Origin of the sequence: Bacillus sp. AM 13(2015) (assembly GCF_001518755.1) — a bacterium.
GTDB classification, from domain to species: Bacteria; Bacillota; Bacilli; order Bacillales; family Bacillaceae; genus Bacillus; species Bacillus safensis.
Genome location: NZ_LKCP01000072.1, coordinates 1 through 17,402 on the forward strand (window position 1 = coordinate 1; position 17,402 = coordinate 17,402).

Below are 17,402 nucleotides of genomic sequence, written 5' to 3' on the forward strand. Positions count from 1 at the left end.
TGACCTTCTCCATGCCGATTACATCATGTGCTTGGCTTGTCACGAGGTGAAGACGTATGGTTGTGTTATGGTACCGGCTGATCAGTCTGACGAGATCGAGCACAGATAAGTAGTTTGGCTGATCATCGGTATCTTTCGTCAGTTCATCATGCATCCAGATGATCTCTTCAGGTATAAATCCAGATTGCTGCAGTTCAGCCATGACCCACTCTAAGTGGGACAGCATATAAACGTCAGCCTTCAGCAAATGGTCATTTTCTTTCATCGTATGATCACTTTGACATACGCTGATCACCTCTGCATGCCGTTCTTTCAAATAGGCACCAATATGGCCATTTTTTTCAAATATCAAGATACGTTTTCCTTGATGATGCTGCTCCTTTAGTAGAGGTGAAGAGCGCTCCCATACCGGAATGTAAAACCAGTCTTGAAAATCAGCTGACCGTTTCTCTATCTTTTCTGGCGTTAAAGCAGTCATCATCTGATCCGCTTTAAACTGCGGTGAAGGGAATATTTGATGCTCAAATGGATACGTTGGCAGTGAAACTCGATATGGGGCCTCTTCTTTTCTGACAGCGCTCCAGTTCGGCTCCACTCCGTAACTCCACAGTTTCCCTATGGCCTTTTCCATATATTCATCATCAGCTGCTTGTTCTTTTGGATGTCTCACCAATGAAACAGCTGCTGCTTTGTTCACATCATAGTGATCATGTCGTCTCACGAATTGAGTCAACGTCTGACCTGGCCCCACTTCAATGAAAACCATCTCTCCGAGTCCAAGCAATGTCTCTAATCCTTGACTAAATAAAACAGGCTGTCTGATATGAGATGCCCAGTATTCAGGTGATGCAGCTTGCTCATTCGTTAACCAGCTCCCTGTCACATTTGAAAGGATCGGTATCTCGCCTTGCTGAAAGGTGATCTCTAAAAGAACTTCCTTAAACTGTTTGGATGCTTCAGCCATCATACTTGTATGAAAGGCGTGAGAAGTTTTCAGTTTTTGGACAGAAGCCCCTCTTTTTTCAGCTTGTTCGATATATACTTGTAATCGTTCTGAAGGGCCGGATACAACGGATAATTGTGAGCTATTCACCGCAGAAAGCTCGACACCTTCTGGAAGATTATCTTCAATCTCTTCGGCAGGAAGTGTCACGCCTGCCATATCACCAGGTGGCATTTTTTGCATCAAACTACCTCTTTTTAAAACGATCCGGATTGCATCTTCAAGATGGATCATACCAGCCACGCAGGCAGCCGTGATTTCCCCAATACTATGACCAATGAAATAATGCGGACGTATGCCCAGTCCCATCAACTTCGATGCAAGCGCATACTCAAAACTAAACATGATAATTTGTGTATAAGATGTTTGCTGCATGAGTCGTTCTGCTTCTTTGAATTCTTCTTCAGTTGTTGGATATAACACGTTCTCGATCTCAACACCTGATAAGGATAAAATGATGGCAAAACATTTCTGAAGCGTCTGCTTAAATAAAGGATCTTTCTCATATAAATCCTTGCCCATATTCACATACTGAGCACCTTGGCCAGAGAACATCCAAACGACCGCAGGATGTTGAAATGCCTTTTGCGGCTGTCCGGCTGATTGGAATGTACGGTCGGAATTTGCAAGAATAGCTTGTCGATAAGGGAAATGCTTTCGTCCCTCTTGCAGCGTAAATGCTGCATCGGATAGTGAGACGCTCGTTTGTTCTTTTAAATAAGATGTGATTTTTTCAGCAGACTTTTGAACCGCCTGCTTCGATCTTGCCGAAATCACCATTAGTTCATGATCTCTGTCTGCTGACGACTTATCGGCGGCGGGTGCCTCCTCCATGATCAAGTGTACATTCGTTCCGCCAACTCCAAATGAGCTGACACCGGCACGCAGCGGGGTCTCTGATTTCTTCCATGGTACAGTTGATGTATTCACATAAAATGGGCATGATTCAAAATCAATTTTCGGATTTGGTTTTTTATAATGAAGACTGGGTGGCAGCACCTGATGGTACAGACTAAGCGTCGTCTTGATAAAACCTGCAATTCCCGCCGCTGAGTCAAGATGACCAATATTGGTTTTCACAGATCCAATGGCACAAAACTGCTTTTTATCCGTTTGAAAAGCTTGCTTCAATGACTCAATTTCAACCGGATCTCCAAGAGTCGTCCCTGTTCCATGTGCTTCTATATAAGAAATACTTTCGGCTTCTACACGACTGATGTTGAGTGCCTTTTTAATAATTTCACTTTGCCCTTCTATACTTGGTGCTGTGTATCCAACCTTTCGCCCGCCGTCATTGTTATAAGCTGAACCTTTAATCACCCCATAAATATGGTCCTTATCTTTTAGTGCCTGCTTTAATGATTTGAGCACAACCACTCCACAGCCCTCGCCGCCAACGGTTCCTTTTGCCTGTTCATCAAAAGCCCGGCAGTGGCCATCTGGTGACATGATCATGCCCTCTTGATACATGTATCCTTTTTTGTGAGGGGTCGTAATGGTGACGCCGCCAGCGAGTGCCATTTTACATTCTCCAGTAAGCAGGGCGCGTGACGCCAAATGAACTGCGGTCAAAGAGGAGGAACAAGCTGTATCAACAGCTACGCTCGGTCCCTTCAGATTCAATTTGTAGGATACCTTTGTGTTCATGAAATCTTTATCTGTTAACTGAACAGCCGCAAATTGTTCAGATGAGTTATTTGTTCTCATCAGCATGGACGCAGCTTGCCAATATAAGTTTGCAGAAGCAGCTCCAAATAAACCGATCGGTTCTTGATAGGTTTCAGGATTATAGCCTGCATCTTCAAGGGATTCCCATGCCACCTCATGAAACATGCGAATTTGCGGATCCATTACTTCAGCCTCACGCTGTGAATAACCAAAGAAATCTGCATCAAAGTGATCATGCTGATCTACTGCTCCTTTAGCACGTACATATTGCTCATGGTCCAATGCCTCTTGTTCAACACCTGCCTCAAGCAGCTCTTCCTTAGAGAAGAAGGTAATGGACTCTCTTCCATTCGCAAGATTATCCCAAAAGTCATGAATATTCTTCGCTCCTGGAAAACGGCAAGCCATACCTACCACTGCAACCTCTAATCCTGTGAACTTACTCATCTATCATCCCGCCTAACAGTTGAGCGGCACTTTCTAAGTCATCCGCTTCATTTTCTCCATCATCTTCAATTGGTTTATCCTGCCCAGATGCTTTGTTTCTTAATTGAGCGGCTATTTGTGAAACAGTTGTATATTGGAACAGCTCCATCACAGTCAGCTCCTGCTGAAATTCCTCTTTCACTTTATTGGACAGCTCAACGATATTAAAAGAGTTCCCGCCTAAATCAAAAAACGGTTCATCTATATGAATCTGCGAAGCAGGGACTTGTAATATAGACGCGAAAATACGAACAAGTTTCTGCTCTGTTTCATTGTGAACTTGAATGGTTACCGGCTCTGCTTTGCCTTCCAACTGATCTTCTGGATTCGGCAGTGCTTGAATATCCAATTTCCCTGATAGATTCAGAGGAAATTGCTCTACTTGAATGACATGCCTCGGCACCATATAACCTGGTAATCTTTCACTTAAAGATTGACGAAGTGCGCGCTGATCTATCGCTTGTTTTGCCATGATATATGCGCAAATGTATTGATCCTGATCCTTCGATTCCTTAGGAATGACAATGACATCTTGGACCAGCCCTTGTATGTTCGGATCATCAAGAAGGGCTCGGCGGATTTCCTCGAGCTCAATTCGATATCCTCTGATTTTCACTTGACCGTCGTTTCTTTTAGCAAATTCTAATAAACCATCAAACCGCCATCTTGCAAGGTCTCCCGTACCGTATAACATCCCGCTGCTCAGCTCTGGTTTTTTGATAAATTTCTCCTTGTTGAGATCAGGATGATTGATGTACCCGCGGCCTACACCAGCGCCTGCTATATACAATTCGCCAAAAACACCAATCGGAACCGGCTCACCTTGCGTATCACATATGAAAATATGCTCATTTGGCATCGGCTGCCCAATAGGAATGACTTGCTCATCCCAATCATGAGGAATCAAAAAGGATGACGACTGAACCGTACATTCAGTAGGTCCATACGCATTAATCATGATAAGTTTGTCACCCGTTACATGCTGTAAAAATTGATCCATCAGTTCTTTTGTAAACACTTCTCCGCCCACAAGCAGCATGTTCAGAGCAGGCAAGGCTTGTTTTGATTGTGCTGCTGCCTTATTCATCAGCTTTAAATGAGAGGGGGTCACATCAGACAACTGAATGTGGTTTTCTTGATAAAACGACCATAATGAATGCCCATCCATACGGACTTCATCTTTTGCAATATGCAGCGTATGTCCGAGGAGCATTGCTGGAAACAATGTTTGTACAGATGCATCAAAAATATGTGAAGCCAGCATCCCTACTTGCAAATCATCAGGGAGTAGATCAAAAAAGCGTGTTTTCATTCCGTATACCAAATTAATGACATGACGATGTTCAATAACGACCCCTTTCGGATGCCCAGTCGTACCCGATGTATACAAGACATACGCCATATCCGAAGGCGAAATAGACCAAGTGAGATTCTCTGTTATTAGGGATTCTTGAAACATGTCGTGAATAACATAAACCTTCACATCCAAACCTTCGTGTCCGTCTTCGTCCGATACTATGGCTGTAGCACCGCTGTTTTTGAGCATATACCGAATTCTTTCGACCGGCAGATGAACATCAATCGGTAAATAAGCATAGCCAGCCTTTAAGATACCAAGAATGGCAATGACCAGTTCAGCAGACCGATACATTCTGAGACCAACAGGAGTCTCACGTGTGATTTGACTTTGGGAAAGTCTAAACGCAATACGATCCGATAACTGATCAACCTCTTCATATGTATAGGAGGTATTGCCAAACACAACAGCCGTTCGCGCTGGATGCAATTGGACTTGCTGTTGAAATAATGACACAATATCTCGATCTATCGGATAGGCAAGCGCCTCCCCTTGAAACGAATCAAACAACTGACTTTTCTCCATATCAGATAGAAACGAGTGTGTGCTCATCGCTTGATCAGGCATTTTGAGAAATTGCTCTGTGAGTGTCATGAAATGTCTTGAAAACTGCTCCATCATTTGATCGTCATAAATGGAAGCATCCCAGTGAACTTCAGCATGGAGGTGATCTTGTTCTTTCTTCCAAACAATGAGTACATCCGCGTGCAACTGCTCTCGGTCAGTATGCCCATGCAATGTCTCAAACGCACATGCCAGATTAACACGCTCTTTTCCTTCTCCTGCTGAACGCCAAATTTCATCCATTAAAATATGAACAGGATAGTTTTGATGACGTACTGCCTCCTGAAACGATTGTTTTACTGCGTCAAGCCCTGCACTAAAGCTCATATAAGGATCAATCTCTGCCTTAAGTGGCAGCATATGATTAATGGTAGATTGACTGGCGGACTGTTCCATTGTAGGAACAGTCACCATCAACTCAGTTTTTCCGCTATAACGCTGAAGCACCCCAAAAGCGGCTGTGGTCAGCACGATAAACAAGCGCAAATCAGAATCTCCACATAACTGCTTTAACGAATGGTTCACAGCCATCGGGAAGGACGAATGAAGCGATCGGTTCATTGCAGCAGAATGGGCTTGTGAAACCGTATGAGGAATACGGCCATCCAGCTGGACACCTGATAAAACAGATGTCCAATAAGTTCTTTCCCTCGCCCTTTCCCTCGCCGCTGCTTTCAGTTGAAAATCATCTTGTTCAATCACTCTTCCATTCACCTCTTTACTTATATTTTTAAGTCATCTAATTCGAAAAGAGATACGTCGTCTAATTGCTTGAATGAAGTAGTCAGTTCAATTTCCTCTATTCTCACCGAATCTACTGAGACAGCTCGCATGATGTCATTCAGCAAACCTGCAATCCGCTCTATGGTTTCCTCTGTGAAAAGCTCAGTATTATATTCAATCGTTGAAGAAAGTCCGTCTTCCTGCTCATACGCAATCCAGAGTAAATCAAAGCGCGACGTTCCTGTCTCGTACGGATAATCACTAAAGGTTAAACCGCCCACCTTCAGTTCTGGCTGATTCATATTTTGCAAAGCGAACACAGCATCAAACAATTGATTCCGGCTGACATTCCGGCTCAGTTGGAGGTCTTGAACCATATGTTCATATTGATAATCTTGATGTCCGAAATCATCAATGACATGTGCCTTTACATCTTGAAGGAATTGCTGATACGTCAGCTCTGCGTTAGGATATAAACGAAGTGGCAGCATATTGACAAAGATACCGATGACTTGCTGCAGCTCCTCCTGTTTTCTACCTGCTACCGGAACCCCAACCGTGATATCTGATTGACCGCTTAATTTATGAAGCAAAATCTGATACAGACTTAACAGCCCCATAAACAGCGTGGCATCTTCCTTTACAATCACTTGCTTAAACGCGTTCAGCTCCGCTTCTTCTATACGGAATGTATAATGTCCGCCGCGGAATTTTCTCACCTCAGGCCGATCAAAATCTGTTGGCAGATCGAGCGCCGGAGCACCTTCTAACCGGTTTTTCCAATAATCACTCGATTCTTTTAATGCTTCAGACGCAAGCATGTCGTTTTGCCATTCTGAAAAATCTTTATATTGCAGTACAAGAGGCTCAAGTGTCCTGCCGTCATATAACTGCATAAAGTCGTTGACCAAAATATCTTGAGAAAGACCATCTGAGATAATGTGATGCATGTCCAACATAAGCACAAATTCCTCTTCTGCAAGCTTCATCACACCGACTCTCATTAATGGAGCCTCACTTAACGTAAAGGCAGTCAAAAATTGTTCAATCACTTGTTTTTGCTCTTTCTCAGATCCTTGAGTCGATCCCTCTGTGAGGTCAAACAAAGTGACTGCAAATGGTACCTCTTCTTCAATCTTTTGATAAGGGACGCCATTCTCTAGTACAAACGCTGTCCGCAAACTTTCGTGTCTCTTAATGAGCTGCTGAAATGCCCATTCCAACCTGCTGATATCGAGCTTCCCTTTAATTCGCCCCGCTTTAAATTCGTTGTATCCTGTGCTGCTTACATCCATTTGCTGCATGAGATACAACCGTTTTTGCGCAGACGACAAAGGATAATGCTCCTTCACTTCGGCTTTTTCAATCGCCTGATAAGCGGCAGTATCTGCTTGTTCGATATATTCTGCCATTAATCGGATCGTTGGTATTTGGAAGAATTGTGGAAGCGCCAGCTCAACACTGAATGCGCGATGGATGATGCCAATAAAGGTAATCGCCTTCAAGGAATCTCCACCCATTTCAAAGAAATGATCATCAATGCCAATTTCATCAATTTTAAAGAAAGCTTGCCAATGCTGACTTAGTTCCTTTTCCAGCTCCGATTCAGGTGCAACATAATTCGTTGACAGCGCTGGCCGAGAATATAAGTTTCCATCTTGTGCATGCTCTCCGGCGCTCTCTTCCTCACGGGATAAACGGTCTACATATCGGTGGATACGATCATGTAAAGACGTTGTTGAAATAACCATTTGTTCCACTTGATCCATTGAAAGCAATCGTTCAAAGATCATTCTTCCTTCTTTTTCTGCAATTAACGTTTCGGTGACATCATCTCCGATTGGAAGATCGAGCTGCTTTCCTTGCTCAAATTCCCAGCCGTCAAAGCTAATGACAGACCACTGCATTTCTGAACGAAGATTTCTGTCATACACGTACGCATCGATGAAATGATTCACAGCTGTATAGGCTGTGAATCCGAGTCCACCCAAAATTGGTGACAAAGAAGACAGCACAAAACAGAAATCAAGTGATCGGTCACCTAAGGCGGCATCAAGATGAAGTACACCATTCATCTTCGCTTCAAAATGCGGTTCTGAGAATGGGACATCTGTTTGCTCCATCACCCTGAAGGATTGATCACCTGTCACTCCAGCTGCATAAATCACACCGTCAATCTGCCCATAGGCCGCATCCACCGTGTTGATCAATTGCTGGATATCTTCCCTGTGGCGAACATCTACTTTCTTTATGAGAACTTCTGCACCAGCCTCTTCAAGCGCCATCACCTTTTGTATTTTTTTCTTAGTTGGATCCTGTTCATCGTGCGTAGCAAGCCACTCTTGCCACTTGCTTCTATCAGGCAGTCCAGACCTGCTCGTTAAGATCAACGTTCCCTTCGTTTGCTCGGTCAAAGACTGTGCAATATTCAATCCAATAAACCCAAGACCGCCAATTAAAATGTATACACCATCTTTTTTAGCCAACTGAGTATGTCCTGTTTCGGGAACTAGAGCTTTGGCATACTTTTTCACATATCGCTTATTTCGTCGATAGACCGTGAGAAGCTGTCCAGATGTTCGATCTAACTCATCGCTAATTTGTTTCAGCAACCTCTTTTCCTGCACCCCATTTGCCACTGGGCGATCGACATCAAGAATGCGGTAACGCAAGTTCGGTGTTTCTTGTGAAATAACCATCGCAGGTCCAAGATGGATTGCTTTTTCAGGATAAAGGATAGACTCACCGCCAACGGCATACGTCAATGAGGAAAGAACTGTAATGGATACCTTTTGGTCCAAAACAGATTTTTTCAAAGCCTGTCCGATATAAAGCAAAGAGTAATAAGCATCTTGCTGCGTTTGTTTCACCCATTCTTCTTCCGATTGAGACAGCTGTCGTTCTGAAAGACCCCATAGATGACAAACTTCTGACACATTGATTTGGTCATCTGCCAGATTTGATATGAGTTTTTCATAATCAGAAGGCTTATGTGACCGAATGGTGTAGCTTTTTTCATCATGCTTCGTAAATTCATTTCCTTTCTGAACCACTACGAACTCGTTTCGTTTCGTCAGAAGCTCGGCTGCAACCTTCTCTCCGAAGGCAGATGAATCCGCAAACAAAAGCAAGGCTCCAAAAGAGGAATCACCTGATGACACATAAGGGGAAAGGTCCGCCTCCCAATAAGGGGTATAGAACCATTCATCCATTTGCTCCTTTCGTCCAGACTGCTTAGGTTTATCGCGTTTTACACGGTCTGATGCATCATACCAATAGGAGGTTTGATCAAACGCATACGTTGGCATCGGCATTTTCCGCGGCTGACGGTTTAGATGGAACCTGTTCCAATCAATGGATATTCCATGTGTCCATAGGCGTCCAATCTGTCCAAGTAAAAATTCAGTATCCGTCACATCTTGTTTTGCATGTCTAAGCACATGACATACATGCTGATTCATGCCGTTCAGTGACCGGTTGACCATGACACTCAAATCTTGACCTGGTCCAATCTCAATTAATTGAATATTATCCTGCTGTAAAATATTTGTGATGCCTTCAGCAAAACGCACCGTATCGGTCATATGCCTTTTCCAATAGGACATATCCTGAGCACTCGTATTTGTCATCCAGTCTCCTGTCAAATTCGAAATGAATGGAATACGCAGCTGCTTGGCTTTAATATCCTTTAATTTTTCACCAAATTGTTCCGCTGCCTCCTTCATGACATGTGAGTGAGCAGCAATGGTTCCACCTAATCGCATACACATCAACCGTTTATTCTTCAGCTCTTGTTCAAATTCACTTATTGCTGCTTCAAGACCTGACACGATACAAGAGGAATCATTGACAACAGCGAGAGAAATATCTTTTGGAAGCATCGGTTTTAACTCTGCTTCGGGTAATGGAACACTCATCATGATGCCAGCTGGCGACGACTGCATTGCATTCGCCCGATAGGCGACCATCGACATCGCTTCCTTTAAACTGAAAAGGCCTGATATAGCGGCTGCCGTTAATTCGCCAAAGCTATAGCCGATCATTGCATCAGGACGGATGCCCCAGTCAATGAAGAGCATAGAAAGGGCATATTCAATCGCAAAAATGGCTGGCTGTGCATATTGAGTGCTTGCCAATTTTTCGCGGGCCTTTTCTGTTTCAGCAGCTAATGGATAAAGAATGCGGGCAAGACTTCGCCCTGTTGCTTCTTCATACGCTTGAAAACAAGCATCCATTTGCTTCTTAAAGTAAGGCTCTTCCCGGTACAAATCTAATCCCATGTTGAGGTATTGATTGCCTTGTCCAGAAAACATAAAAATAATCTTTTGTTTCTCCACATGCGAATGCATGAGCTTCCCAATACCCTTGCCTTGCTTTTCTGTCAATACTCTCAGAGCATCTTCTCTGCTACCCGCAACAAATGCCTGACGGAAATCAAAGGATTGCCTGCCTGTTTGCAAGGTATAAGCTGCGTCTGCCAAATTGAGAGAAGGCGTGTTTTCCAACTGATTCACAAGGTTGTCTTTCATTCGTTCCAAACTCGTTTTGCTCTTTGCTGAAAGGACAAGCAGCTCAGCCGAACGAGGCATTTGCTGACGATCTCTTTGCGGCGCTTCTTCTAATATGACATGCGCATTGGTTCCGCCCATTCCAAATGAGCTCACACCAGCCCTCCGCAAATGTGATACTGGCTGCTTCCAGTCGGTCAGCTCAGTGTTTACAAAGAAAGGACTATGCTCAAATGCAATGTTTTCATTGGCTTTTTTGAAGTGAAGACTAGGCACAAATGTGTGATGCTGAAGAGAAAGCACAGCTTTAATCAAGCCAGCTGCTCCTGCTGCTGCATCCAAATGTCCAATATTTGTTTTCACAGATCCAATACGGCAAAATTGTTTTTTCTCTGTGTCGAAAGCTTTTGTGAGCGCGTCTATTTCAATCGGATCTCCAAGTGACGTTCCAGTTCCGTGTGTTTCTACATATTCAATCGTTTCTGGTGAAACATCTGCTTGATTTAAGGCATCTTGGATGACCCTTGTCTGACCTTCAACACTTGGAGCATTGAAGCCAACCTTTTGATCACCATCATTGTTGATGGCAGAGCCCTTAATGACCGCATAAATATGGTCACCATCTTCTATGGCTTCACTAAGTGCTTTTAAAGCAACAAGCCCCACACCATCTCCGCCAACAGTTCCATCTGCTTGATCGTCAAAGGCACGACAATGACCATCACTAGATTTCACCATGTTCTGCTGATAAATGTATCCTGATTTCACTGGGTGTAAAATCGACACACCTCCCGCAAGCGCTACATCTGAATCACCATTTGCAATGGATTGACAGGCCAAATGCAAGGCGACCAAAGAAGTCGAACAAGCGGTTTGCAATGTGAGCGCTGGTCCTTTCAAATTCAATTTATGGGCAATTCTTGTACTCACGGTATACGTATCATTGAGTGAGCCCACTTCAAACAGCTCTGACATGCTGCTATCAAGCGAAGATGCAAAACGCTGAATCCACTGAAAGTTCGATGTGGACCCAGTAAACAAACCGACCTTACCTTGATAATCTTCCTGCACATACCCCGCATCTTCCAGCGCCTTATAGGCGTACTCATGCAGCAGCCGTATTTGAGGATCCATCATTTCTGCCTGACCTGGTGAATAGCCGAAGAATGATGCATCAAATAAATCAGGCCCATCAATCACACCTTTTGCTCTTACATAATCGGAACGTTCAAAGGTTTGGCGGTCAATTCCAGCTTCAAGCAATTCTTCATCGGAAAAGAATGAAATCGATTCTTCTCCATTCTTCAAATTTCGCCAAAATGCCTCAACATTTTTCGCACCAGGGAATTTACCTGCCATTCCAATAATCGCAATCGGCTCGTTCGCTTTTCTTCTCTTTTGGTTCGCAGGCTGCGTGCCAGCTGCCTCCTGCTCTGTTGTACCGCTTAAATAGGCAGCAAGCTCTCTAATCGTTGGACGGCGGAACATTTCAACCATTGGAATACTTTGATTCAATTGCTTAGCGAGCTGTTGATTAACATGGATCAGGTTCAGAGAATGCCCGCCAATGTCAAAGAATTTGTCATGAACACTTACCTCATCTAAGCCGAGGACTTTTTTCCAGATGGCTTGAATGACTTTTTCAGTATCAGAAAGATTGTCAGAGCCCGCCTGCTTTTTCGTTAGCTGCCCCTGTTTCAAAGCAGGTAAAGCTCGTTTATCTAATTTGCCGTTGGCAGTCAGCGGCATATCATCCAATTGAACAAAGTGAGTTGGAATCATATAATCCGGCAGCTGATCGGCTAGTGCTTGTTTCATTGCAGCTTGATCGAGTATGGCTGTCGTGACAACATATGCGGCTAAACATGGTGTACCAGAAACATCTGGCTTTACAGCAACAGCTGCTGCTTTGACCCCTGGCTGTTCATTCAGCCAAAATTCAATCTCACCTGTTTCAATACGATAGCCTCTCAGCTTCACTTGATCATCATTTCGGCCTAAAAACTGAATGAGCCCATTAGGCAGAATGCGGGCTGCATCACCTGTTTTATAAATTTTTTCACCTGGCTGGAAAGGATGATCGACAAACCGCTCTTCGGTCAGTTCTGGGCGATTCAAATACCCTTTTGCAACACCTTTCCCCCCAATATATAATTCACCGATGGTTCCTTCCGGCATAAGATTCATATGTCTGTCAAAAAGAAGAATATCTGTATGCTGTGCAGGTTTTCCGATCGGTACATACACGTCTTGATCAATGTCCTGGTCATATCGATGAATCATGCAGCCAACCACTGTTTCAGTTGGTCCATATTCATTCACAATTTCTATAGGCTGTGGGAATGACTGCTGAATTGATTTCGCTAAAGATGTTTCCAGCTGTTCTCCGCCTAAAATAAAACATTTCATTTGGCTGTCTGGAAAAGACAGATGCTTAATAAACTGTAAATGAGATGGTGTCAGTTTCATCACATGTACGCGATTATCTTTTATGATATCTTCGACAAGCAGCTGCCGGTTTTCATGGTGATAAATCATGATGGTATTTCCTGAAATGAGCGGTGTGAAAATAGAAGTAACTGTCAGGTCAAATGACAATGATGTATACAAAGCAAAATGCCTTGTTTCTCCTCGAACATATACTTGTTTCGCCCAATCAATATAGTTGGCTAAACCAAGATGATGAATGAGTACACCTTTAGGTCTTCCGGTCGTTCCTGATGTATAAATGCAGTAGGCTGTTTGGTCTGAGGTGATGGCTTCTGCCAAGTTATCTGATGGTCCGGTGTATAGATCCGGCTGTGTGATATCAATTTTTTCTCCATGATAAGAATAGGTGAGTCCTTTAATCGGATGAGTTAGGAGCCATTCTACTCCGCTGTCTTCTAGTAGATACTCTATTCGTTCCTGCGGGTATTCAGGATCAATTGGCACGTAAGCCCCGCCAGCTTTTAAAATAGCTAAGCATGCTATCACCATTTCAATGGAATGCTCTGCTAAAATGCCGACACGCTGCTCCTGTTTGACCCCTTTATTTTGTAAATAGCGTGCGAGCTGATTCACTCTCTTGTTGAGTTGTTCATATGTAACCATCGTATCGCCAAACTCAACTGCGGCTGCCGCTGGCGTTCGCTCCACTTGCTCTTCAAATAGGTCAATCACCGTTGGTTCATTGATAGACGTTGCCCCGCCATATTGCTGAAAAACCGTTAATTGCTTTTCTATCTCTTCTTCTGATAGCAGCTGTAACTGAGCAGCAGATTTATGCGGGTGAGCACAAGCATCAGACAGGAGATGAAGAAAATGCTGACACCACTTTTCAATTTGTTCAGCAGAAAAGCTGACTGGATTATACACCAATGAAAAGTGCAGCTGATCATCAAACGCCTGTACACTAAGCGTGAGATCGAATTCCGTCTGTTCTTTCATCTCAAATCCGCGAATACGAACAGGCTGATCGCTTTTCGTGAGCATTCGATCTAGTGGATAATTTTCAATGACGACGATTGAATCAAATAATGATTGCTCTGCCGTTAATCCTGCATATTTCTTTAAGTCGGATAGCGGTGTATGTTCATATTCATTTCTCACAGCTATTTCGCGACTCACTTCCTGCATCTGTTCAACAATCGGCCGATTCTGTTCGAATGAGACACGCAGCGGTAATGTGTTAATGAACAGGCCTGTCATCTTTTCAATTTGAGGAACATCCGCATTTCTTCCTGATACTGTTGTTCCAAAGACAATATCGTCTTGGTTGGCATACTTAGATAGCAAAACTCCCCACAGCGTATACATAACAGATGCCAATGTCACATCATGTTGATTCGTGAATTTGCTCAGGCTCTCCGAAATGGTAGCATCCACTTGATGTTCATATTGATGAAAAGCACCTGAATCTTCATACGCGCCGCCTGACTTTGGAAGCAGTTCTGCATAACTCCAGCCATCGAAAACATTTTTCCAGTAGGCAGATTGCGCTTCTGTCTGTTGAAAATTTTGCTGCTGCCATTTAACAAATGATTGATAGGAGGGTCTTTTTTCAAGAAGAGGTTTGTCTTCATTTGATAAGCGCTCATATGCACTCATCCAATCACTTAATACAATCCCAAGGCTCCACCCGTCCAATAAAATGTGATGAAAGCTAATGAGAACCCAGCTGACTTCTTCATTTACTTCACATAATGTCAGGCGAAATGGAACTTCCTGTAGATCAAATCGTTCTTCTCGGTCCTGTGCTATTATTTCCTCTTTCAGCAAATGTAGAGGCTCCTCAGCTTGTGTCAAATTGCGATATCGAATGTCAGGCTGATGCTGCTTCAGCACAATTTGTACTGGCCTTGCGAGTTCCTGCCATCTGAACAATGTTCTAAGCATTTCATGCTGTTTGGTGACATGCGTCCATGAATGTGCAAAGAGATCTCGATCAATCGGTCCGTCTATTTGGATCAACAGTTGTTCAAAATAAGCCGTTCCGTCCGGTTGCATTAAATGATGAAAAAGCAGTCCTTCTTGGATCGTAGTGATACCTAACATATTTTCAATGTTCTGTTTATCCAGCTTCTTCGGCTGTAATGCCATGGGAACATCTCCTTTCTCTCTAAGAATGTTTCACGAAATAATGGCGTAAACCATAGTTAGCAATGACCTGCTGCTGAATTTGCGAAGTCCCTTCAATAATTTCAAGCACCTTCGCTTCACGATATAACCTTGAAGCTGAGTTTTCCCGGCTAAAGCCACTTCCACCATGGATTTGGACATTTGTATTTGTAATGTCGACAGCAATTTTGGAGGTGAAATATTTTGCAATGGATGTTTCAGTGATCGCATCAGGATGATTCGCTTCTCGCATTTCTCCAGCCTTTAGGCATAGGGCTCTCGCTGCATGGAGCTGAGTGACTGCATCTCCGATCATCCCTTTGATCATTTGATGCTTGTACAGTTTTTCATTAAACTGTGTTCTTTTGCGTGAATACGTAACGAGAGAATCAACGGCTTCTTGTGCAATGGCAAGCCCTGCCCAAGCGACACTGTATCTTCCATGGTCTAAAGCAAGTGACACTACGTGGTTAAAACCGCCCCCAACTGGTCCTAAGACACAGTCTTCGTGTACCTGCACATGATCAAGGGTGATTTCTGCTAAATAAGATGCTCGATTTGCCATCATTCCAGTAATCCTCTCAATCTCTACACCCGGCTGATCTCGATCGACAAGGAATGCCGTGACTTGTTCGCCGTCTCGTGCAATCACAATAAAGAAATCTGCAATCGCTCCAAAGGAAATCCACTTTTTCTTCCCATTTAATACATAGGACTGTCCTTTTTTTTGATAGCTAGTTTCAACATGATTGGCATCTGAGCCAATATTCGGCTCTGACAAAGCAAAGGCACCGATTTTTTCCCCTTTAGCTAATTCAACAAGCCAGCCTTGTTTTTGATCTTCTGTTCCATAACGAAGAATGGCTTCTCCTACGAGTGAATTCACTGTTAATAATGTCCGTACGTTACAGCAAGCTTTCCCCACTTGTTCCGTGAACTGTCCATATGCGATTGGATCAAGCCCCAATCCTTGATAGGAGGATGGGATACCTGCTGCCAAATAGCCTCTTTTCGCCATATCTCGAATCAGCGACTCCGGCAAATGTTCTGTCTCATCGAATTCATTGGCAAATGGACGGATATTTTCATTGCAATATTGTCGTATTTCTTCAATGGCATCGATTGTTTGTTCAGCTGTTTTCATGAAGAGCCGCCCCCTGTTGTTTTTTCTCAATTAAGGCGACAATACGATTGACCGTACTAAAATTAGCAATGTCGAGATCTTCATTGTCTAATTGGAAGCGAAAGTCGTGTTCAATATAGTTCACTAGTTTCATGGCAAATAGAGAATTGACAAAGCCTTGTTCAAAAATATGATCATCATTTCCAAGCTCCATTTCCTCATCAAATACCACTAGGTTTTGCTCGATATATGCTCTTACTTGTTCGTGTAGGTTCATCATTCAATCTCCTCGCTTTTCGCTTTTTTATTTGGCAGGGTCTTTCTGCTTTATCTCAATGTTGACATCTACGTATTCTGGGAAAGGCTGAATCATGCTTAAATCGTTTTCGAACAAAATATAGCCATCTTCCCCATTCTCGATCTCTTTGAAATTCGCAAACTTATAAGTGATATACATCATGCGGTTTCGATCGGTTTGTTTAAAATCAGCTACAAGCCGTTTTCCTCTCTTTTTCGCCTCTTGCAAAATCGTTGTCAGTAAAATGGTCCCGACTCCACGTGACATAACGCGGCAAGACATAAGCAGCAGTTTGACATGCCATGTATCACCCGTTTCTTCTATTAAAGAGAGTCCTATTTTTCCATAAGAACCGAATTTATCTTCAAGTTCACAGACGAGAAGCAAGTGACTGTCTGATTGACGGAAATAATCAAGCTCTGCATAATCGTAGGTTTTCCCGCTTGCATTTAATTGATTGGTTCGAACGGTAAGTTCTTCGGCTCGCTGGAGATCTTGTTCTCCTGCTTCTGATATAACAAATTTCATATTTAAAGATGCCAAAAATTTTTCAGGCGGTCCTTCATATTTCTCTTCTTCCTGCTGCCTTTGATCTGCTTCCATGTACATTTCTCTGCGCCGTTTTGCATCCTCTGTGATAAAAGCTGGCCGCAGTCGATCATCTGTGAGCAATGTCATATAATCCACCGCATCCCAGCAAGTAATCTCTGGATGAACAGCCTTCACTTCTTCTCTTTCAAATGGCTGATCATCAATAAAGAGAATGGTATCTTTATGAATATTTAAGCGCTCACTGATTCTCTCTAATGAACTAGATTTGGCATTCCAATGAATCTCAGGATAGAGAAAGAAATGTTCGATCCCAAAGGCGGAGAGCTTTTCCCTCACAGCAGCTTCATCATTCCGGCTTGCAATGGATAAAAGGATTCCGCGCTCATCTAGCTCTGTCAGCACTTCCTTCATTGATGGCTTTAATGTCACTTCATCTGATTCAAGTAAAATCCCATCCCATAATGTATGATCTAAATCCCAGACAACACACTTGATTTGCTTAGCCATTTGTTTTTCTCCTC

6 protein-coding genes are annotated in these 17,402 nt (G+C 43.3%); all 6 read right to left on the reverse strand.

All coding sequences use genetic code 11. From position 1 onward, the window contains the following. The coding region (locus tag AOQ70_RS12250; protein ID WP_059376528.1) for a type I polyketide synthase at positions 1-3,118 on the reverse strand (3,118 nt) is incomplete at its 3' end. Beyond that, on the reverse strand, positions 3,111-5,780 hold the full coding sequence (locus AOQ70_RS12255; protein ID WP_059376530.1) for a non-ribosomal peptide synthetase: 2,670 nt from the start codon (positions 5,778-5,780) through the stop codon (positions 3,111-3,113). The genes AOQ70_RS12250 and AOQ70_RS12255, both read right to left, overlap by 8 nt. Before the next feature lie 20 nt (positions 5,781-5,800). Then, positions 5,801-14,890: a hybrid non-ribosomal peptide synthetase/type I polyketide synthase gene (locus AOQ70_RS12260; RefSeq protein WP_059376534.1), complete on the reverse strand. Its 9,090-nt coding sequence runs from the start codon at positions 14,888-14,890 to the stop codon at positions 5,801-5,803. 19 nt (positions 14,891-14,909) lie between these two features. Next, the gene (locus AOQ70_RS12265; RefSeq protein ID WP_059376535.1) at positions 14,910-16,052 is read right to left on the reverse strand and encodes an acyl-CoA dehydrogenase family protein; all 1,143 of its coding nucleotides are present in this window, start codon (positions 16,050-16,052) and stop codon (positions 14,910-14,912) included. Next, positions 16,039-16,308: an acyl carrier protein gene (locus tag AOQ70_RS12270; RefSeq protein ID WP_059376537.1), complete on the reverse strand. Its 270-nt coding sequence runs from the start codon at positions 16,306-16,308 to the stop codon at positions 16,039-16,041. The genes AOQ70_RS12265 and AOQ70_RS12270 overlap by 14 nt, the downstream gene beginning before the upstream one ends. Positions 16,309-16,335: 27 nt before the next feature. Next, a complete protein-coding gene (locus AOQ70_RS12275; RefSeq protein ID WP_059376538.1) occupies positions 16,336-17,388 on the reverse strand; it encodes an HAD-IIIC family phosphatase in 1,053 nt (350 codons plus the stop codon). Positions 17,389-17,402: the final 14 nt, after the last annotated feature.